Source organism: Sphingobacterium sp. xlx-130, from assembly GCF_011007405.1.
GTDB classification, from domain to species: domain Bacteria; phylum Bacteroidota; class Bacteroidia; order Sphingobacteriales; family Sphingobacteriaceae; genus Sphingobacterium; species Sphingobacterium luzhongxinii.
In genome coordinates this window covers 206,090-227,804 of sequence record NZ_WFKN01000001.1, presented here as the reverse complement: position 1 = coordinate 227,804, position 21,715 = coordinate 206,090, and the positions used below count along the sequence as shown (strand labels likewise).

The 21,715-nt window shown below is 41.0% G+C and carries 16 protein-coding genes and 1 tRNA gene; 13 read left to right on the top strand and 4 right to left on the bottom strand.

The window, feature by feature from the left end:
- The first annotated feature begins 178 nt into the window (after positions 1–178).
- The 4 genes from G7B18_RS00910 to G7B18_RS00895 all read left to right on the top strand — a co-directional run bounded on the left by G7B18_RS00910 (position 179) and on the right by G7B18_RS00895 (position 4,449).
- The gene (locus tag G7B18_RS00910; RefSeq protein WP_164121865.1) at positions 179–1,315 is read left to right on the top strand and encodes a TlpA family protein disulfide reductase; all 1,137 of its coding nucleotides are present in this window, start codon (positions 179–181) and stop codon (positions 1,313–1,315) included.
- A 442-nt stretch (positions 1,316–1,757) separates the two neighbouring features.
- Positions 1,758–2,993 (top strand): PQQ-binding-like beta-propeller repeat protein, encoded by a 1,236-nt coding sequence (locus G7B18_RS00905; protein ID WP_317164370.1) that lies wholly within the window; start codon positions 1,758–1,760, stop codon positions 2,991–2,993.
- A 386-nt stretch (positions 2,994–3,379) separates the two neighbouring features.
- Positions 3,380–4,081, top strand: a complete 702-nt coding sequence (locus G7B18_RS00900; RefSeq protein ID WP_164121864.1) for a Crp/Fnr family transcriptional regulator — start codon at positions 3,380–3,382, stop codon at positions 4,079–4,081.
- An 8-nt stretch (positions 4,082–4,089) separates the two neighbouring features.
- Positions 4,090–4,449 (top strand): DUF2200 domain-containing protein, encoded by a 360-nt coding sequence (locus G7B18_RS00895; RefSeq protein WP_164111961.1) that lies wholly within the window; start codon positions 4,090–4,092, stop codon positions 4,447–4,449.
- A 43-nt stretch (positions 4,450–4,492) separates the two neighbouring features.
- Here the strand turns inward: G7B18_RS00895 and G7B18_RS00890 are convergent, their stop codons facing one another.
- Complete coding sequence (locus G7B18_RS00890; protein ID WP_164111960.1) at positions 4,493–5,275, bottom strand: leucyl/phenylalanyl-tRNA--protein transferase; 783 nt, start codon at positions 5,273–5,275, stop codon at positions 4,493–4,495.
- A 307-nt stretch (positions 5,276–5,582) separates the two neighbouring features.
- Here G7B18_RS00890 and G7B18_RS00885 point away from each other — a divergent pair, with 307 nt between their 5' ends.
- The 3 genes from G7B18_RS00885 to G7B18_RS00875 all read left to right on the top strand — a co-directional run bounded on the left by G7B18_RS00885 (position 5,583) and on the right by G7B18_RS00875 (position 13,335).
- Positions 5,583–8,927, top strand: a complete 3,345-nt coding sequence (locus G7B18_RS00885; protein ID WP_164111959.1) for a SusC/RagA family TonB-linked outer membrane protein — start codon at positions 5,583–5,585, stop codon at positions 8,925–8,927.
- 48 nt (positions 8,928–8,975) lie between these two features.
- Positions 8,976–10,607, top strand: coding sequence for a SusD/RagB family nutrient-binding outer membrane lipoprotein (locus G7B18_RS00880; protein WP_164121863.1), 1,632 nt, complete (start codon positions 8,976–8,978; stop codon positions 10,605–10,607).
- Between the two features lie 292 nt (positions 10,608–10,899).
- Complete coding sequence (locus G7B18_RS00875; protein WP_164121862.1) at positions 10,900–13,335, top strand: glycosyl hydrolase family 95 catalytic domain-containing protein; 2,436 nt, start codon at positions 10,900–10,902, stop codon at positions 13,333–13,335.
- Positions 13,336–13,578: 243 nt separating this feature from the next.
- Here G7B18_RS00875 and G7B18_RS00870 read toward each other — a convergent pair.
- Together G7B18_RS00870 and prmC are read right to left on the bottom strand one after the other, a co-directional pair.
- A tRNA-Lys gene (locus G7B18_RS00870) sits at positions 13,579–13,651 on the bottom strand.
- Between the two features lie 157 nt (positions 13,652–13,808).
- Complete coding sequence (gene prmC / locus G7B18_RS00865) at positions 13,809–14,675, bottom strand: peptide chain release factor N(5)-glutamine methyltransferase (protein WP_164111956.1); 867 nt, start codon at positions 14,673–14,675, stop codon at positions 13,809–13,811.
- 215 nt (positions 14,676–14,890) lie between these two features.
- On the opposite strand from prmC, the gene ribD reads away from it, so the two are divergent.
- A complete protein-coding gene (gene ribD / locus G7B18_RS00860; protein WP_164121861.1) occupies positions 14,891–15,952 on the top strand; it encodes a bifunctional diaminohydroxyphosphoribosylaminopyrimidine deaminase/5-amino-6-(5-phosphoribosylamino)uracil reductase RibD in 1,062 nt (353 codons plus the stop codon).
- Positions 15,953–16,019: 67 nt separating this feature from the next.
- A complete protein-coding gene (locus tag G7B18_RS00855) occupies positions 16,020–17,303 on the top strand; it encodes a DUF2851 family protein (RefSeq protein ID WP_164121860.1) in 1,284 nt (427 codons plus the stop codon).
- 2 nt (positions 17,304–17,305) lie between these two features.
- On the opposite strand, the gene G7B18_RS00850 is transcribed toward G7B18_RS00855, so the two are convergent.
- Entirely contained in the window at positions 17,306–17,956 is a 651-nt protein-coding gene (locus tag G7B18_RS00850) for an ankyrin repeat domain-containing protein (protein WP_164121859.1), read from the bottom strand.
- A gap of 429 nt (positions 17,957–18,385) precedes the next feature.
- Here G7B18_RS00850 and G7B18_RS00845 point away from each other — a divergent pair, with 429 nt between their 5' ends.
- The 4 genes from G7B18_RS00845 (at position 18,386) to G7B18_RS00830 (ending at position 21,704) form a co-directional block, all read left to right on the top strand.
- Positions 18,386–18,949, top strand: a complete 564-nt coding sequence (locus tag G7B18_RS00845; RefSeq protein WP_164111952.1) for a UbiX family flavin prenyltransferase — start codon at positions 18,386–18,388, stop codon at positions 18,947–18,949.
- A 234-nt stretch (positions 18,950–19,183) separates the two neighbouring features.
- The gene (locus G7B18_RS00840) at positions 19,184–20,449 is read left to right on the top strand and encodes a dihydroorotase (RefSeq protein WP_164121858.1); all 1,266 of its coding nucleotides are present in this window, start codon (positions 19,184–19,186) and stop codon (positions 20,447–20,449) included.
- A 7-nt stretch (positions 20,450–20,456) separates the two neighbouring features.
- Complete coding sequence (locus G7B18_RS00835) at positions 20,457–21,125, top strand: hypothetical protein (RefSeq protein ID WP_164111950.1); 669 nt, start codon at positions 20,457–20,459, stop codon at positions 21,123–21,125.
- Positions 21,126–21,134: 9 nt separating this feature from the next.
- Positions 21,135–21,704 (top strand): DUF4199 domain-containing protein, encoded by a 570-nt coding sequence (locus G7B18_RS00830; protein ID WP_164111949.1) that lies wholly within the window; start codon positions 21,135–21,137, stop codon positions 21,702–21,704.
- Positions 21,705–21,715: the final 11 nt, after the last annotated feature.

Sequence of the window (21,715 nt, the reverse complement as noted above, 5' to 3'; positions counted from 1 at the left end):
TTATAAAAGCGTGCATAATATACTTTGGATATTCCATATGACAGATAAAAATCAAACCGAGCTTGCGAGCTCATGAAATAAATGCGAAGCATTCATGAGTTCCATCAAGAAAACAATTAAATGCACGAATAATTATACACATATGAAAAAATGCACAGATATTATTAAAGTTGTAATTATGATAATAGTATTGCCTTTTAATTTGTTGGGACAGACTGACAGCATTCTTGTAAAAGGCATATTGAAAGCACCAAAAGATGAACCAATAGTCAATGTGGTAATTTCTTTTATCGACTATAGCGGAAAACAACATAGCTACGTAGCCAAACCAGAGGTGGATAGGTTCGAAATTAAGGTACCCAAGCAAGAATTGGTAGTCGACGCTACTGTAAGGGCTATTGGAACAGATCGGACAAAAATTATGCAACAGCGGCCCTTGAATATATTTATTCAACATAGTAACATTTTTATCAAGGGCACCAGTGATGAACTACAGCTTGCCTTCGTAAAAGGGGGAGAGGAAAACAACCTTTACAATAAGTTGCGTAAATCTTATCGTAGGGCCACTCAAGAAATGGCTTATATTTATGCGGATCTTTTAAAAAATCCGAATCAGACAGACTCTCCAGTTTGGACAGAGCGCAATAAGAGGATGGTGAAGTTGAGAGACCAGGAAAGAATAGCGCAAAAGGAATTTATAGCTAAAAACCCCAAATCCTTCGTAAGTTTATTCTTGCTTCATCGGATGAAGAATTTGTATACCTCGGATGACTATGCACAAGCATTTTCAGATTTACAACTCCCTGATTTTGAAGGTACAAAAAAGTACTTGGAAATTAAAGCTATTGTTGCGAATGACCTTGTAACCGCCAAAGGTATGCAGGCTATCAATTTTGAGCGTACGACAGCTGATGGCAAGCCATTTACATTGAATGATCTGCGTGGTCGTGTTTTTTTGCTTGATTTTTGGGGAAGCTGGTGTGCCCCATGTAAGGCCTCAATGCCTCATTTGAAAGAACTTCGAGAGAAATATAAGGAAAAGGGCTTCGAAATTGTAGGGGTAGCACAGGAGTTTGGAAAGACAGAGGTTATTTCTAAAACGACCTGGTTAAAATCTATCGATGAATTGGGGATACATTGGATCAATGTATTAAATAATGAGAACAGTGCAAAATTGGATATTGTAAAGTCTTATAACGTGACTGGTTTTCCAACAAAAATCCTAATTGATGCAGAAGGAAAAGTAATTCTCCGTGTAGTTGCTTCGGCAACTGATGATATTGATATTGCTTTAAAAAAGATTTACGGATATTAGGGAGCAAATTGAAAACTAAAAACAAAGAAAGCGCTTCTTGATTATAGAAGCGCTTTTCTATTTTCTACCTTTTTTTACCACCATATTTTGGAGAGAAAAAAATCTCCATTACTCATGTGCGCAACCGCTTCCTTGTAATTTGCTTGATTCAACTCAGCTTCTTCGCTGGAGTATATCACACGTCTAGAATTTTGTCGATTAGTGGATGATGATGTTAATATTGGATTATTTATTGAGATAAGCCATAGACATTTAAGAGAGAGAAGGATTTATCGAGTGGACAAGATAGCTGGAATTTGAATATATTTCCGCTGTAAAAGAATCTAAAGGGATGAGGAGAACTCGAAATTCCATTTTATAGTACCTCTTTATATTACGTCACAATTGTATTGCGGGTAAAGGCGAATTTATGTAGGTTTGTGTTAATCAACGCCTTAATTATATGACCTTCAATTTGTTTATTTCAGCAATATGCCTAGTGATGATGCAACAGGCTGTCCTTGCAAGACCGTTGGAACGGGGCCATTCTGTATACCCAAAAGAGACGACGCATGAATTGCCGCTCAAATGGAAGGTACAGACTAAAGGCAAGGTATTCTCCTCGCCCGTAGTGCAGGATGGCATCCTGTATGTGGGCTCTTGTGATAGCTCGCTCTATGCGATAGAGGCAGCGCAGGGAAATGTGCTGTGGCAATACAGAACGGGAGGCGAGATCCGGTCTGCAGTGGCGGTCGGTGCCGGTCTAGTCTATGTATTGGCCACGGATGGCCATCTATATGCACTGGATGCAAAATCGGGCCTGCTCCGATGGAAGTACCAGACAGAGGGCGAGCAGGTCTACGATGCCTGGGACTATTATCTTTCTGCTCCAGTGCTGGATAGGGGCTTTGTTTACTTTGGCTCGGGCGATGGCCACGTGTACGCGCTCCATGCGCATGACGGTTCGCTGCACTGGCGCTATAAGACAGGCGGCATTGTACATGCCAGCCCGGTTGTGGCGGATGGGGCTATTTTTATTGGTAGTTTTGATGGTTTTTTTTATTGCCTGGAGCGGGACGGAAGCCTGCGCTGGAAGTTTGATACCCTGGGTGAATCGTATTTTCCTAAAGGTGAAGTGCAGTTCCATGCCGTAGTATCGGAGGGGAGGGTGTATTTTGGAGCTAGGGATTTTAATCTGTATGCCCTGAATACCAAAGACGGAACGGGCCACTGGGTGTATCATCAGCAGGGGAGCTGGATAAGTGTGCCGAATGTGTATAAAGACCGATTGGTAGTGACGATGTCGGACTCGTTCTCCGCATTGGTAGTCGATAAGGCGACGGGTAAGGTGCTGGCCGAACCTGCTGTACCCCTGAATGTGTTTGCTAGTCCCTCCCTAAGCGGAGACTTCGCTTATTTTGGTGCGATAGATGGTGTACTGTACCGATTGGCTATGGAAGGGCAGCAGCTGAAGCCTGTTTTTCAGACGGAATGGAGTAAAAGACACCGGTCCGATTTTTTTGGCGCCAATGGTGCCCAGAAAGAGGGACTGCTGTCGGATTATAACGGCGATATAAACCGGCTGTTTGATGCCTACCACGAGATGGGAAGTATTTTCTCTACGGTGTGCATAGAACAAGATAGGCTATATTTTGGCGCAAGCGACGGTATCATCTACGCGTTGCAGAAACTACAATAACTTTAATCTTTTTTACTGTTCATTATTTCCTGCGTAGGCTCTTGCAGTAAGGGGTATTGTCTAAATGATTTTACTTTATTGCCGAGATTTCTGCGGTCTTTGCCTGTGTAACTGCTTGTAGTACAGCTTCTTTTTTGTTGTTTTTTACATTGTCCCCTTTTTGTCCCTAGTGATAATAGCAGTTTTCATAGACGAATTTGTAACATTGTCTATCCAAAGACACCAAACAAAGACAAATATATGAACAAAGAATATTGTAAGACTGTGGTACAACACCGGTTGCCGCATTCGATTATGAGCTCATACATTTTTGCAAGAACAAGAACCGTAGGTGTATCTCATTCAAAATTAAAAGAGGAAAAACTTTTATCAGATACCGACTAATTATGCCTGCAACAACACACTACCGGACTACTGGATGTAAAGAAATTGTTCATTTCTTCAACAGGATAAATCCGGTATCGCCCGAAGCCGCCCTTTTCTTATTAAAAAATACAAAGTATGTATCCATCAAAAAGGGAAAGTTCATTCGAAGCCCTATAGACCAGCCCGATATGGTGCATTTTGTTGTCAAAGGACTCATCCGGAGGTTTTTCAAAGATGAAGGAGAGGAGGTTACCACCTGGATCAACGGGGAGAGCAATATTATAGGGAGTATCCGTAATCTGGATTTGGATGATGAGACCAATGAATATCTACAGACCTTAGAGGATACGCTGTTGATTGAGATTAGTCGTAAATCGCTCGAAACACTATATGAAAAATTCTATGAAGCAAATATCATCGGTCGTAGAATTCTCGAAATGTATTATAGAGATGCTGAGGAACGGGCTTTCCTATGTCGATTGCCTTCGGCAGAAAAACGCTATCGGAGATTTGAGATGACCTGTCCGGGGATGATCGGCCTGAGGAGGATAGCGCAGGCTAGGTTGATTAAGTGGTCCGAAAATGCTATATTAGGTTGTTGTTTGTTATTCAAACTGCTTGTTTTCCGTCTTTACGTCTGTCAGCCCGCGGACGTAAAGATAAAAATCAAACCGAGTGTAACGAGCTCTTTAATACAGATGAGATCAAATACGCTCAAATAATTAAATATATGAACAATTCCGATGCTCAGGACGAACGTATCGCAAAAATGGTATTCGCATCCGTTTATCCGCACTATGTAGCCAAAGTGGAGAAAAAGGGACGGACGGAGGAGGAGCTCCATCAAGTCATCACCTGGTTGACGGGGTTTGGTACCGCTGATTTGCAACGGTGCATAGCTGATCGCATTACCTTTGAAGAGTTTTTTGAGAAGGCGAGCCTCCATCCCAATGCAGGACTGATTACCGGTGTTATCTGCGGATACCGGGTAGAAAATATCGAAAACGTATTGACACAAAAGGTAAGATACCTGGACAAATTGGTGGATGAGCTGGCTAAAGGTAAGAAGATGGAGAAGATTTTGCGATGATGGTCGAAAGCCTGTCCCGGGGTAGGAACAGGCTTCTTGTAGGCTATAATGCTAGTTCCGGAATTCTGGTACTGAAAGTAACGGGGGAGGTGATGGCTGTAATCAGCTCCTTCTTAAAGTCTTCTTTTGACACGTTGACTGCCCCGAACTGTGTAAACCAACTGTCTGCTGCTCCGCTAATGTGCAGCTTAAACCCATCTTCTTTAAGTTTGGTCAATAGATAACAAAAAGCCACTTTACTCGCATTATCGATCGTTCTGAAGAGACTTAATGTCACGAAGTACCCGTTTAGAGATACCCCCAAAACACCACCGACAAGCTTGCCATTTTGGTAGGTTTCGACGCTATGGGCTATGCCCATGTCGTGAAGTTCTAACATCACCTTGATATATTCAGGCGTTATCCATGTTGTCGTTTTCTCTCCCCGGGGTTTGGCGCAGTTTCTTATGGTCTGTTCAAAATTCATGTTCAACCTGACTTCAAAGCGCTTGTCTTCGTCCTGTAGTCTGTCTTTTTTCAAACAACGTAACAGATCATTTCTTATCTTAAAATCGGCTATGGGGATAATACCCCGGGGATCGGGATCAAACCAGATAAACACCTTGTTGTTATCGACTTTAGGCATAGGAAATGTACCTTGTAAAAAGCCCTGAACCATGGTGTATGCTGTTAGTTTGGCCTGTGCATAGGCCCAGAACAAGGCTTCTTCTTCTCCGCCAGATACCTTTACCAAACCGCCGTGAAATGCTTTTTGAAATAGCCGGAGGGTAGAATTTTTATACTTTCCCGGGATAACAGATGACACTATCTTTCGAAATACTCCCATAATCCATGTTGTTAGTTAACGAATTGATTAGTTGTGTTTTACTCAAATTTAGCAGAATTTATTTAATAGAAGTGATAAAAGTTTACTACATACAGGTGATTTATCTTTCTATGGTTGTCATAATTGCATAATCAACCCGCAGAAATCAAATCGCTGCTATCGAAATAATCCATCTTAATTGTAAAATAATCCATTTTTGTAATAAGGTTCTATCTGTAGATTTATTATAACAATTATGTTGATCGATTTTTTTTGTCTTTTGGCTTGACTAGTTAGCATCGATTATTGCACACCTAAAAACTAATATATGAACTACACACAAATTATGTCAAAGAGAGAGAGAAGTTGGCTCTCGGAAAAACCAATGGGGATTGTGAAATTAACCGCTGTTATGATGTGCTTGTTCGGGCTGCATGCCAATGCAGAGGAAATGGCGCTTAAAAACGAATACCCAAAGTCAATAGAAGCATCAAATAAAATGCTTGTGGATATAAGGGGGCGAGTTGTAGACGAAGCCGGCCAACCTATATCGGGCGTTAGTGTTAAGATTAAGGGCACATCCTTAGTTACTCAAACCAATGAAAATGGAACATTTTCCATTCAAAATGCGGGTAGCGGAACTGTAGTTTTAGAGTTTGTTTTTATTGGTTACAATAGAGAGGAAGTTCGAACAGATGGTTCGGCTCCTGTCAACATTCGACTGACCCGAAGCACCTTAGAATTAACCGATGTTGTAGTAACTGCTTTAGGTATAAGCCGCCAAAAACGCTCATTAAGTTATGCTGTGAGTGATATTAAAGGCGAGGACATCGTGCATGCGGGTAGCAGTAATTTAGGTACATCCTTAATGGGAAAGCTTGCTGGGGTAGATGTTTCCAATATGTCTGGTGGACCAATGACGGGTACCCGTATCAACATAAGAGGTATCAATAGTTTGGATGGTAGCGCTCGTCCCTTAATTGTTTTAGACGGTATACCTGTAAATGATAACGATGATGGTTTTACTGGTCGTGGTGCCGGGGGGACAGCTAATGGATCTTTGTTGAATACGATAAATCCGGAGGATATCGCATCCCTAACTGTTTTACGTGGGGCCAATGCCGCAGCGCTTTATGGTTCACAAGCAATAAACGGAGCGATTGTGATTACAACTAAAAAAGGTGTTGTGAATAAAGGGATAGGAATTTCTTTTAACAGCAGCTACACTGTTGACCAGATAACAGGATTGCCAGAGTATCAGAATGAATATGGTAACGGTACTACACCTTATTTTACGACATTTGCTGCCGATGGCGTTACCCCAACTTATGTGAGTACGTCGACGCAAAACTTTGGTCCCAAACTGGAAGGTCAAACGGTACAGTGGTGGGACGGTGTGGCCCGCCCGTGGGTTGCTCAGCCCAATAACTTTAGAGATATCTTTAATGAAGGGTATACAAACAGCAATACATTGGGTATTTCTGGTGCTAACGAGAAAGGTAATTTTCGTTTATCAGCCACAAACTTTAATTATGGTGGCTTTTTGCCCAACATGAAACAGAAGCGTAATTCTATAAGTTTTGCTTCGGGGTATAATTTTACGGATAAATTAACAGTGGATGCACAGATTATATACAACAGCATCAATAACCAAAATCCTGCACAAAGGATTGATAGAGCATCCAATTATCCGATTCCTAGAAATGAAATCATTAGCTTATACGAAGATAACTACAAAAACAGTTTAGGTTATTACCTTACAGATGAAATAAGTACGATCTCAGGAAATTTTAGAGACAATATTTTACGTCCTTTATTTTGGGATCAAAGAGAGAACCGCTATACAAGTGATCAACAACAGTTTTTAGCGAGTATTACTGGTACCTATAAAGTCAGTGATTTATTAAGCTTTCGTATACGGGGGGGCACCGACAGGTATTTTAATTTAAATGAAACTAAAGAACGTTGGTTAGCATTCTCTAACCCGACTGATGCTTCGAGCTTACAAGGAAATTATTCAAGAGTTATTGGTCAAAGCTTTCGTAATTACGGTGAATTTTTGGCTTTATTCACTAAAGATATTAATCCGGATTTTAAACTTGGTGTAAATCTAGGTGCTTCAATTGATGATAGCTATGGATATTCCAACAATCTAGCGACAAGAGGACTACGCTTCAATGACGTGTTTAGTTTTAACAACAGTAAATCAACTGTAGGATTACCTAAACCTTCGGGTTCATCTGGTGGTGAACGTTATGATGCATTATTTGGTTCTGCTTCGTTATCTTTTAGAGATTACCTGTATTTAGATGTTACAGCCAGAAATGACTGGTCATCAAAATTGCCAAGCTACAGTCGGAGTTACTTTTATCCATCCGTCGGTTTAAGTTTAATTTTATCCGATGTAGTTAAAATGCCTGCTTTTATAAGCTATGCTAAGTTAAGAGGTTCTTATGCACAAGTCGGGAACACAGTACCAAGTAGATACTTCGCCAATTCGTCCTATGCTATTGGTTCCTATTTGCAAGGTAACGGAACGTCGGCTGTGACAAGCAGCATTCCTGCAAGTGTGCCACCAACCTCAATCAAGGCGGAGAAAAACTATTCCAATGAATATGGTTTAGAATTGTCGTTTTTGAAGAATAGGATTAATTTAGATGTAACTTATTATAACAATCGCGGGGTAGATCTAATTGCATCTACAAGTGTCGCGCCATCTAGCGGTGCTTCTAATTTAAGAATCAACTCAGGTAGTTTAGCAAACAAAGGTCTTGAAGTTTCATTAAGCGCAGATGCTGTAAGATCAGATGAATTTAGATGGCGTATAAGTGCCAATACCAGTATCGTAAAAAGAAAGGTTATCTCTTTATCAGAGGGAATTGAAGAGCGTATTCTAGGTAATCCGTTCAACACCGTATTTAAAGCTGTAGTGGGAGACTCTCCTTATGATATCTATATGTACAAATTGGCTCGTAATGAAGATGGTAAACTAATCGTTGATGCCAATGGGAATGTAACTTTCGAATCTGAATTGTCTAAAGTTGGAAATGCGTTGCCAAAGATGTATGGAGGTTTATTCAATACTTTTAGTTATAAAGGATTTGATCTGCAAGTTTCAATGAATTACCGCTTAGGGGGTAACATCGTTTCTTATACGAATCAATTCATGAAATCTTCGGGTGTTTCCAAAGAGACTTTGTTTGGCCGTGACGCAGAGCATGGGGGTATAGCATTTTATACGCAAGGAGGTAAAAATATTATTTTGAAGAATGGAGAAACGCCTCCTACAGGGGTAATTGTGAGGAATGATGGTATTTTGGTAGATGGCGTTAAAGCAGATGGCACACCAAATGAAAATGTAATTGCTGCAAACGTTTATTATGGAAATCGTTATGGTGGTTTTAGTACGGAAGATGCTGTTTATAAAAATAACTATTTATACTTAGGTGAATTATCGTTAAACTACAACGTGCCCAACAAATTTGTGGCAAATGCAGGTTTCACTGATCTTAAAATAGGACTAATAGGTCGTAATCTATTCTATATTTATAAATCATTGCCGAATGTATCTCCAAACTCAGCAATTGGTACTGGAGGTACCAATGCAGGCTATGAATATACAGCATATCCAACAGCAAGGAATATTGGTTTTTCTGTAACAGCTAAATTTTAACAGAAATTAAAGTAGCGCTTAATTAATTCACGAAAAATACTTACGACAATGAAAACAAGTAAAATATATATATCGGGTATTTGTGCGATAGCACTTTCCTTAACTTTAGCTTCTTGTGAGAAAAGGTTAGACGATTTATTTCAAAACCCAGAATCCAATACGGAGACAAAAATAGAATACCTTTTACCTACGGCAATAGATAAAACGCTACGTCAGGATTATTCGGATATTTATACTAATCACATGCCCGTTATTAGCCAGCTAGTACAGGTTTTAGGTTCGACGACTGATCACGTTACGAGTAATGTCTATACCTGGACAAATGCGGCAGATAAAGGTCGTTGGGGGGATTATTATACCGGTAAAATGGTCGACCTTAAAGGGATGGAGCAGTTATACAATTATACCTTAACTGATGCTCAAAAAGAAGAGTATAAACCTTATTATATGATGGCCAAAATCTTAATGGCTTACAATACTGCAAAGCAAACAGATCTGTTTGATGATATGCCTTATAGCGAAGCTTTCAAAGCACAAAACTCTTTATTTGGTCAGCCCGTGGTTCTGTATCCAAAGTATGATGATCAAAAGTCTATTTATTATGCTATTTTAGCAGATCTAAAAGAAGCTGCAAGTTCATTGGCCGCTACCACTTTACAACCAACATTGTACACCTCTCATGCCGCATTTCCACAACAGGATATTTTGTTTCAAGGAAATTTAAGTAAGTGGGTCAAATTTGCTAATTCACTAAGACTGCGTTATGCGATTCGTATCGCTGCTAAAGATGATGCCAAGACCAAGCTGGAGATTAATGATTTATTGAGTACAAATGCACCTTTGGTAACAACCAATGCTGATAATGTCTATTTATATTTAGGCGACCAGACGGCGGTGGCTGGTGGTGGTGGTAACACGCAAACGCGTGCATTTAATGAGCAATCTAATTTTAGCTTCGCACCAAAACTAATGGTCGATAAAATGGTAGCCGCTAATGACCCCCGGTTGCCGATATTTTTCAAAAAACCGGCAACAAATCCGATTTATGAAGGTATGCCAGCAGCTGAGGATGCCAAAGCTACATTAGGGTTGAATGCAACTACAATTCCTTTGCGTATTGCGCGCTTAGATTCGACAACTTTTGTAAGAAATACCAAGCTGCCGACCGGGGTAGGTATAACAGCTGCCGATGTTGATTTCTTGTTGGCCGAAGCAGCTTTGAAAGGATACATTACGGGGGGAGATTTTGCCATGGCCAAATCATATTATGATGAAGGTATTAAAAGGTCTATTGAAGCCTATTATGACATCTATATTAAAAGTGGTGCACCCACTAAAGTACCTAGCTTGGCTGTGCAACCAACGACAGCTGTAAAAGTAGCTTTGGTAAATTCGTCTACTTACACACTTAATCCAAGTACTGCATTAGAACAAATTGGTATTCAGAAATGGATGAACACTAATATATTAGAGAGTTATGAAACCTATGCTGAATATCGCAGGTTAGACTTTCCGGTATTACACCCCGATGTGCAAGATGGAATTCAGCTCAACACCGCTGATAAATTACCCGTGCGTTTACTTTATCCAGCTTCAGAAATTGCGAGTAATGGGACTAATTTTAATGCTGTTGCCCCTAAAAACAATCAAAATACAAAAGTTTGGTGGGATGTTAACTAAAAAAATATAGATCTGATGAACGATACCTCCTCGTGAATACGGGGAGGTAAGTTATTTAACAAGTACTGAAATTAGTCTGCAGTTTTCAACGGTTACATGCACGGTCAATTGAAATGAAACCAATTAATAGCAGGAAATAAAACACTACTAGTCTATTGATTCAGCTAAATAATCTATTTATTTGGCTGAATTGTTCATTGGCATAAGTTGATTTTAGGAATAGTTTCTTAAGTTAAACAAAGATTTCTTATTATAAATATCCGTTAGGAATAGGGTTGTAAACTGAAAAAGTATGAATAAGATTAAATTATGGGTTTGGTGTATCGGATTGCTGTTTGTAGGTTCCTTGCAATTGAAAGCACAGGAATCAAAAATAAATAAAATTTGGTTTAATAGCCCTGCTGATGCATTAGCCAAAGATAGGCCATATGTATGGGATAGTGATCCAGAATGGTTGAAGGCGCTTCCCATAGGCAATGGTTCATTAGGCGCTATGGTTTTCGGAGATGTTAATCAAGAGCGGATACAGCTTAATGAAATGACGCTATGGAGTGGGAGTAGGGATGATGAGGCAGATAATCCTGATGCTTCCCGTCACCTGGGAAAGATAAGAGAGCTGCTGTTTCAGGGTAAGTATAAAGAAGCTACTGAGTTGACAGTTCGTACTCAAATTACTAAAGGATTAGGTTCGGGAAGAGCCAATGGCGCCAATCTGCCTTTTGGATGTTTTCAGACCTTAGGAGACCTTCGGTTGGATTTTGGAACGAAAGCTACTTATGACGATTATTATCGAGAATTGGACTTAATGACTGGAGTTTCCTTGACTAGGTTCTCTCAAAATGGAGTTAATTTTATTAGAGAGGTGTTTGCAAGTCATCCTGACCAAGCGATTATTATTCGCCTGACTGCTGATAGGCCGGGGGCTATTAATGTGAGGCTAACGATGGATAGACCTGAGCGATTTAATACAGTTGCACTTAAAGATGAGCTCCGGATGGTTGGTCGCATGGATAATGGAAAGGGTGGGGATGGAATGCGGTATATGGCTCGGGTTATTCCTGTATTGGACGGAGGACAGATGGATAGTCAGGGAGAGTCAATTCAAATAAATGCTGCAAATGCCGTAACATTGGTTGTAGCTGCCAAAACTGATTATAAACAACAATATCCTGAATTTGTAAATCCAAACTTTGAAAAGGAGCTTGAAGCTGTTGTAAAAAAGGCTACTTCAAAAGCATATAATAAATTAAAAAGCCGACATGTGGAGGACTTTTCTTCGTTTATGAAAAGAGTGGATTTTCGCTTGGGGAATGGTTTAAATAATGTTCCTACAAATGAGCTGATGTTCAATAATCAACTATCAAGTGGTAATCAAGATTTGTACCCTTTATACTTCCAATACGGCAGGTATCTTCTTCTTTCTTCTTCCAGAGAAGGGGGATTACCAACGAATCTGCAAGGGATATGGGCGAATAAAATACAGACTCCTTGGAATGGCGATTATCATACAGATATCAATGTACAGATGAGTTATTGGCCAGCAGAAGTGACTAATTTATCAGAAACTCATAGACCACTTTTTGATCTTATGGCTTCACTGTCTATACCTGGCAAAAAGACAGCGGCGGTTCAATACCAAATGCAGGGATGGGTTTTACATCCGATTACTAACGTATGGGGCTATACGTCTCCAGGTGAAAGCGCAAGATGGGGAATGCATGTCGGGGGTGGAGGCTGGATTGCACAACATCTTTGGGAACACTATGCTTTTACTCAAAACAAGGCGCATTTGAATAGCGCATATCCTATGCTTAAGGAGGCTTGCTTATTCTATTTAGATTGGCTGGCAGAAGATCCCAAGACAGGTAAATTAGTTTCAGGTCCTTCTCCTTCACCAGAAAACTCCTTTAGAACTTCAGATGGATATGTGTCTCAGATTAGTATGGGGTCTTCACATGATCAACAAGTTATTTTTAATCTTTTTGAAAATACGCTCAATACGATAGCTGTTTTAGGGATTAATGATGCTGCTTTTAGGAAGAGGTTGCAGACTGCAAAAGATAAGTTAGCTCGGCCAAAGATAGGGAGTGATGGACGACTAATGGAGTGGGCAGAAGAGTTTGAGGAGGTAGAACCCACGCATAGGCATATGTCTCATTTATTTGCCATGTATCCTGGCAATGAAATTACGCTTTATAAAACGCCTGAATTAGCCAATGCTGTTCAGAAGTCGTTGGAGGTGAGAGGCGATAGTGGAGTTGGTTGGACATTTGGATGGAAGATGGGACTCTGGGCTAGGTTGCATAATGGTGATCGTGCGCTTAAACTTTTGGATAGGCAACTAAGACCAAAGTTTGACCATAGCAGCAAAACAAGTGGCGGCGGCGGCGGAACGTACTATAACTTGTTTAATGAAGGGCCTCCCTTTCAAATAGATGGAAATTTTGGAGTCGTTGCAGGTGTGGCAGAAATGTTGCTTCAAAGCCATGAAGAATTTATTGAATTGCTTCCTGCTTTACCAAAGAGCTGGAGCGATGGAGAAGTATCGGGCCTGGTAGCTCGGGGTGCAATGGAAATAGATATGAAATGGGAGGATGGAATATTGAAAGATGCATTTATTAAAGCTAAGTATAAAACACCGTGCAAAATAAAATATAATAACAAATTTATTGAACTGAAACTTTCTCCAGGAAAAAGAATTAACCTGAAAAAGGTTTTGGCTTCTTGAATCGAACCCTTGGGTTCGCCCCTAAAGGGCACAAAAAAAAGCCCAATCTTTCGATTGAGCTTTCTTTGTGATCCCGCTGGGATTTGTTCAGCCCCACATGGCCCGAACTCGACCCTGAACGAGGTAGTTGGCTCAGCCCCACATGGCCCGAACACCAAAGCCTGAGCCTTCTTGAATCGAACCCTTGTGTTCGCCCCTAAAGGGCACAAAAAAAAGCCCAATCTTTCGATTGAGCTTTCTTTGTGATCCCGCTGGGATTCGAACCCAGGACCCATACATTAAAAGTGTATTGCTCTACCAGCTGAGCTACGGAATCCTAATTCTTTATTTGAATTATCCTTCGTTGTTTGAAGTGATGCAAAGGTAGAAAAAACCTTGATACATGCCAAATCTTTGGTAGCTTATTTTGTGTGTTTGGTTTTAACCTGTTGTTTATCAGTAAAAAAAAGTGCATTTAAAGGGCTGTATATGCATCATGAAGGGGCATTGGCTCTGATCATGCGCTTTGCGCCGTTGATATCATGGAATAATTGAACGTTTTTAAATCCTTTTTTTGAAAGTAGGTCTGCTGTCTCTTCAGCGAGGTATTGATTGATTTCAAAATAGAGGTGTCCTGTGGAGGTTAAATGTTCTTTGGCAAAATCGCCTATGTAATCGTAAAATAGCAATGGTGCGCTGTCTTCAACGAATAAAGCGCTATGGGGTTCAAAAGCGAGCACATTTTGGTGCATTTCTTCTTTTTCAATCGTAGTGATGTATGGAGGATTGCTGACTATAACGTCAAACTTAAGTTCTGCTGCGAAAACTAAATCCCATTCTAAAATATCCATTTGTATAAACTGGATGTCGACCTCATTTTTTTGGGCATTGCGCTTCGCTACTTCGAGCGCCTCTTTGGATATATCGACCGCCCAGTAATTGTGCTGTGGCATACATTTGGCCAAGGAGATCGGTATACAGCCCGTCCCGGTGCCGATATCGATGCAGGATAGGTTGTTTTTGTTTTGATAATCTTGGCGGATAAGGTGTACGAGTTCTTCGGTTTCGGGGCGCGGAATTAAGGTGTGTTCGGACACTTCGAAGATATGGCCGTAGAAATGGGCATAACCCAATATATGCTGGATGGGTCTTCCGGTCTTGAGCTGGGCTAAAATGTTTTTAATTCCGGCTGAGGCCGCAACAGTAGGCCGCTCGTTTTTATGGAAAATAAATTGATTGCTTCTAATGCCGCTGAGGTGCTCTACCGATAGGGAAAACAGCACTTTGATTTCAGCGGAAGGATACAGTTCGCTCAGCTCGTTGTGGAATATTTCGGCTATCTCTTGCCAGGTATTGTTCATCGTACAAACATACATAAATTCGCTTTTATGCGGGATATAATAGCGTTGTAATATAAAACGGATTATTCATCATCGTATGCTTTCAAAGGTATTCATGAGCACTCCGTGGTTTATTTCGCTCTCCTCATCCATTCAGATTCTTTTATAGAGGAAATTTAGTGATTTTTTAAGTTTAGCTTGTCCGCTCTTTTTAGATAAAATGTTAAGTTTGTGGTATGACTGAAGATCAAAGGTTCATGAGTCGCTGTATTGCGTTGGCGCAATTGGGGGCCGGTACTACAAGTCCTAATCCCATGGTGGGGGCAGTGATTGTATATGAAGGAAAGATATTGGGTGAGGGCTATACGTCGCCTTACGGAGGGGCGCATGCGGAGGTGAATGCTGTAGAGGCGGTGAAGACTAATTATGGTGACGGGCAGGCCAACGAACTATTGAAGCAAAGTACGGTGTATGTTTCGCTGGAGCCTTGCGCGCATTATGGCAAGACGCCTCCATGTGCAGATATGCTCGTAAGACATGGTGTCCGTAGGGTTGTCGTAGGCTGTGAAGATCCTTTTGCGAAGGTCAATGGTTTAGGGATAGCCAAGTTGAGGGATGCTGGTATTGATGTGGAGGTCGGCGTGCTGGAGGAGGAATGCCGCTTTGTGAACCGTCGCTTCTTTACGCGTATAGGACAGCATCGTCCGTATGTTATCTTGAAATGGGCGGAAACAAAGGATGGGTATTTTGCGCCGATAGGAGACAGACAGGCATGGATAAGTAACCGGGCAAGCAGGCAGCTGTCGCACAAATGGCGTTCCGAAGAGGATGCTATTATGGTAGGTGCTGCTACTGCGCTGATAGATGATCCGATGCTGAATAATAGACTTTGGTCCGGTAAGTCTCCGAAGCGTGTGCTGATCGATCGAAATCTCGCGGTGCCCAAAACCGCTCGCTTGTTAATGGACGACAGCACGGATCTGATCATTTTTAATGAGGAGAAAGCTGCGTGGGATGGGCATTTGAAATATATTGCATTAGAAAATTATGACCTGTATCTGCCACATAACATTTTGTATCAACTCTATCTTATGGATGTGCAATCTCTGATTATCGAAGGGGGGGGCAAAACATTGAATCGGTTTATTGAGGCCGGTCTTTGGGATGAGGCTCGTGTTTTTGTAGGGGAATGTGTGTGGGGAGAGGGGATTGCAGCGCCGCGTATGGAGGGTGCAGTCGGTGAAGAGATCGCTGTGGCCTCAGATCGATTGAAACTGTACTATAAAGCGTCTTCTTAGTTTTCTCGTATTTCTTCTTTTTTTTGTAATCATTTGTTTTTCAGGATGTTGTTTTTTAATTTTAAAAATGGTTTATCCTGAAGAATTGTTGCATTTTATCTGGCGTTATAGATTATATGGACAAACAGACTTAAAGACGAGGGATGGAGAAGAGCTTAAGGTCATACATACAGGTGTTAATAATCATAACGCAGGGCCTGATTTTGAACTGGCTAAAATTCAGATCGGTAAAACTGTCTGGTCCGGTCATGTAGAAATACATTTTCGGGAAGACGATTGGTTCCAGCATAAGCATGATACCGATCCGGCGTATTGTGCTACGATATTGCATGTGGTCTGGGAAGAAGGGAGCAGGGCAGGCCAAAGACAGGACGAAACTCAAATACCCACACTTCGATTAAAAGATTATGTCGATCCGCAAATGCTGGCTCGTTATGCTTCATTAACGAAGCAACAGAAAGGTATTGCCTGTGAAGGGCGTATGAAAAAGGCTTGGGCAGCTATGGCACCGGGATGGCTGGAGCGCCTAGCTATAGAGCGTCTGCAGGATATGTACGGTCGATGTGAGGATTGGTTGGTACGGACCAACAAGGATTGGGAAGCGGTGTTTCTAATTAATCTAGGACGGGCGTTTGGGACCAATGTGAATGCGCAGGCTTTTGAAGAGTTGATGTGGAAAGTGCCTCCTCAATTGCTTTATCGGTATTATGGGGACTCCCAAAAAATATCCGCATTATTGTTCGGTACAGCAGGATTCTTAGAGGCTGATTGTACGGATGAGTACTTTGTTCGATTGAAAGGCGTATATCAACACCTCAAGAAATTACATGGTCTGGACCGTATGTCGGCAGTGAATTGGAAGTTTATGCGTATGCGCCCTCACAACTTTCCTACCTATAGACTTGCGCAGCTGTCTGCCCTGATCTCTACAACTGTTTATTGGTTTGACATGATTTGCAATGTATCGAGCTTGGATGCGCTGTTCGCTACGGTCAAAAAGGGGAGACTTGATGCCTACTGGCAGTCGCATTTTCATTTCGCCTCGGCGACGGAGCAACACGGTACAGGCTGGACAGATGCTCATCTCTATCATTTGGCCATAAATTGTTTTATTCCAATGTTGTTTTCCTATGGACAATTTATGGGCAGGGAGGATCTTAAAGAACGTGCATTGGGGTGGTTGGCACAAATTCCGGCTGAGAATAACCATGTGGTACGGTATTATAAACAGCAGGGTGTAGTATGCTATAATGCCGGTGATTCACAGGCGCTACTGGCCTTGAGAAGGAATTACTGTGATCCAAAGAAATGCTTGGATTGTGCTGTCGGCATGGAAGTTTTGAAAAGCTAAAACTATACCCTCAAAATGGTTGCAATTTCATTAAAACCTTTGTCGGCAGCGATATCCGAAGCTGACTGTCCTGCATTCGTACGTATCGTGATATCAGCACCTTGTTCCAGTAATGCGATGATGAGGTCTATATTGCCATGTCCTGCTGCCTGGTGTATAGGCGCAATACCTCCGTATTGTAGTACATTGACCTCGGCACCGGCTTCGATAAGCATTTTTGAAATGTCGCTGTGGTTGATCGCCAGTGCTGCATGTAATGGATAGGTACTGTATCCGTTTTGTGAACATATGTTGGGGTTGGCGTGGTGTAAAAGAAGTAGGCGTACAATCTCTTCTTTTCCAAAATGCGCAGCGATACCTAATGGTGTGAATCCATGATCAGATAACTCGTTGACGACGTCTTTTTTGTGTTCGATCATCATCTGTATGTGCGACGTCAGACCGGTGGCACATGCTTCATGTATGGTAATGGTTGAGATGAATTTTAAAATGACCTGTGTAATCTGAGGCTTCTGGTAGTAACATGATAAGAGAAGGGGAGAAATATCATGACTTGTCTTTTGATTTACTACGGAAGGGTCTTGACTTAATAATAACTCAAGATCTTGGTGGTTTCCGGTTTCGATATACTCTTCTATTATTGTCGAGTTCATATTGGGGGTAATTCGTTGTTACTGGTTTCGAAATAAATAAAAAAAAAGTGGAATCTTTCAAAATGTTAGTAATATTTCAAATGTTAATTAATTCAGACAAGGGAACTTACTCGAAAATAAAGTTGGCAAAACTCCCTAATAGGGCCGCTGAAAAAACCTTTGTAGTAGAACAACTACAAATAAATGAAAACTAGCTACAATAAGATGTACGGATCGATGCAAATCTACTTTCTCTTAGTACATTTGTAGTGCCCTCCCCAAGGGCATGTTTTTCATAGGTAGATGTAGGGTCGAATATTTCTTATTCGACCCTTTTTTATTTTTATGTCTTTTATGCTACTTTGGTGACTTTCGTTGGAAGCAGTTGCTGGAGAATTTAGTTAGATTTGTCGGATAAAATTAGGTCAGTTAAAAATAAGTTATACACATATGCAACGTAAAATAGTAGTAGCTGTAACCGGGGCTTCCGGATCATTATATGCTAAAGTATTATTGGATAAATTGAAAACCTTAGGGGATCAGGTGTCTCAGGTAGGCGTGGTGATGTCTGATAATGCAAAAGATGTATGGCGGTTTGAATTGCAGAATGAAGCTTATAATGAATACAAGGATTTTACTTTTTACTCAAAAAATGATTTTATGGCACCTTTTGCTTCCGGGTCGGCCAATTATGATACCATGATCGTATGCCCTTGTTCGATGGGGACACTGGCTCGTATAGCTAATGGTACTTCATCTGATCTGACCACGAGGGCTGCGGACGTCATTCTCAAAGAGCGAAGAAAACTTATCTTGGTGACCCGGGAAACGCCACTGAGCCTGATCCATATCAATAACATGTCCAGTGTGACACAGGCGGGGGGGATCATTTGCCCGGCCAGTCCGTCATTTTACAGCCTGCCTAAGACGATGGAGGACCTTGCGGCAACCGTGGTAGATCGGATATTATCCCTCGCAGATTTAAAAATCGACTCTTACCGATGGGGGGAGTAAATGAAATCTAAATGGATAAGGAGAGCTACAAAATTCGCTTTATGTTACCGCGCAATTATATTGCGTATAAAGGAGAATTTATGTAGGTTTGTCTTTTAATGAAGCGACTTATAGTATCATGCTACTTGATGATTTTATGTAGGGCAAGACTTATCTCCGCGCTCTTTTGCTTAGTTTTGGTCGTTTCACTCTCACTTGAATTTCTACAACAAATTAAATATTAGCAAAATATCCATGAATACAGTCTTAATTTCTTCAGCTAGGTTAATACTACCTAATCATCCACTGAACGGTCAGGAAATCGATATCTTGATCAAAGAAGGTAAAATTGCTGATCTAGGTAAGAAGCTAAAAGCTGCAGATTCCGATTTGCAAGTGATTTCGGCCAAAGGATGTATCGTAAGTCCGGGTTTTTTTGATTTGAATGCCAATATCGGAGAACCGGGCTATGAAACCAAAGAAGATATGAAGACGGGAACTGCTGCCGCTGCAGCCGGAGGCTTTACAGCGATTGCAGTTCATCCGAATACGAACCCTGCGGTACACAGTAGAGCTGAAGTGTCGCTATTGGTCAATCTTGCCAAAGGTAATCTCGTGGATGTTTATCCTGTCGGGGCGATATCTAAAAAGCGGGAGGGGCATGAAATGGCTGAGCTGTATGATATGAAATTGAATGGCGCAGTCGCTTTTTCGGATGGTAATCGCAGCGTGCAACAGGCGGGATTGATGGGAAGAGCACTATTGTATGCCAAAGGTTTTGAGGGGTTAATTATATCTTTTGCGCAGGATGAATCTATGGTTGGGGATAATCAGATGAATGAGGGGGTGATGAGCACTTATTTAGGTATGAAGGGAATCCCTAATCTGGCCGAATCATTGATGGTGTCCAGAGATCTTTTTCTCGCTGAATATAATGATGCTCCGATCCATTTTACGACGATCTCGACAGCAGAATCTGTAGATTTGATTAAAAAGGCAAAAAGCAAAGGTATTAAGGTGACTTGTGATGTGGCGGCACATCAGCTGGTATTTACCGATGAAAATATCGCAAGCTTTGATTCTAACTATAAAGTGAGTCCGCCGCTGCGTACAAATAAGGATGTAAAGGCTTTACTGAAAGGGATTAAAGATGGTGTAATTGATGCGATAGTTTCGCAGCACACACCGCAGGAAATTGAGTACAAAAATGTCGAATTTCACATAGCCAAGAATGGAATAACGGGATTTCAGACGGCGCTCCCTTTGGCGATAAGGTCTGGGATCACGGCGGAGGATATTGTCGAAAAGATGGCGGTAGGACCTAGAAGGGTATTGGGATTGGATATTCCGAAGTTTGAAATAGGAGAGTTGGCAAATCTTGTTGTTTTTGACATGGAGACAACCTGGACTTTCGATGCGCAGTCTAATAGATCGAAAGGGGCCAACAATCCATTAATGGGGCAGGAATTAACAGGGAAAGTAAATCTTGTTATAAATAATAATAAATTGATTATTAATTAATAATGGTATGGATGTTAAAGTAAAAAATGCGATAACTGCTGCGGCAAATACGTATGCAGGTATAGAAAATATAGATAGTCAAGAATTTTTAGACTCGTTGTCGGGTGTTTTTGATTTGGAGTTACCTTTTATGGATAAGGTAGAGCGTATGGATGCGGTTTTTGACGATTACCAAGGCTTTGAGGAGCTGCGTGAAATCAGCTTTGACCTGCTCATGATAAACTTCTTTGCGGAAGATGTGCAGAAACTCGAAGAGGATTACTTGGACTCCGAGGAATGGGAGCGCATTGAAGAAGAAACATTAGACCGTGGTACGGAATTGCTCAATGTATTTTTGTATTTGAGAGAATGTGCTGATGATGAGATCAAACCTTCACTGGAAGATTATTTGAAGGAGTTCTTATTGGTTGAAGAGGACGAGTTTCAGGATGAGTATAGTATTTATGAAAAGGTGATAGCAAACCAGATTCTGGTAGAAAGCGATTACTCGGAAATTGCAAAAGTATCCAAAACAATGAATACCCAAGACGAGTTGTTTGAGTTGTTCTATCCGTTGGTATCTTTCTTTTTCGAGCAGAATCCATCCGAAAGCCAGTTGCGCGAATTTGAAGATCATACTTCAAACAAGGCTTATGAAACTGCTGTATATCAAGTTATTGTCTATTTTAGTAAATAAGGGCTGAGTATGACAAATGAATTGACAAAGGTAGAGAAAAAGGACGCGCTGATTTATGGTGCTATCGCGGGTGCATTGACGATCGTATTTTCTATTATCGGTATCTATCACAGCCGTACGGTAGATAGCTATAGTACGCTATATATCGTGAGTATTGCTTTGAAACTTGTTGGATCTGTGTTGATACCTGTTGTAATGGTCTACTTTTTAAAGAAGAGAAATGGAACGGACTGGACCTTCAGCAGGGCATTGAAGACTATTTATATCTTTCTGGCAGCCAGTATCGTAGTAAGTGCTATAGGGCTTACGGTCTATCAAAAAATGATAATGGATAAGACTGTTTTGGAGGAAAGTTATCAAAATCTTATGAACTTAAAGATTGTGGATATGGAGAGCCGTGGTGCTACAGAGGATGAAATCGATCAACAGATGGAGATTATCGAACAGGATCGCGCTTTTGCATTTTCCGAAATATCGTTTCGAAGCACAGTACCCCCGACCTTTATTAGTTTGTTGGTCAATTTTGTTTTCGCGATGGTATTAGCGTTCTTGTTTCGTTCAAAAATTGTCAAAAAATAATCGATAGTATA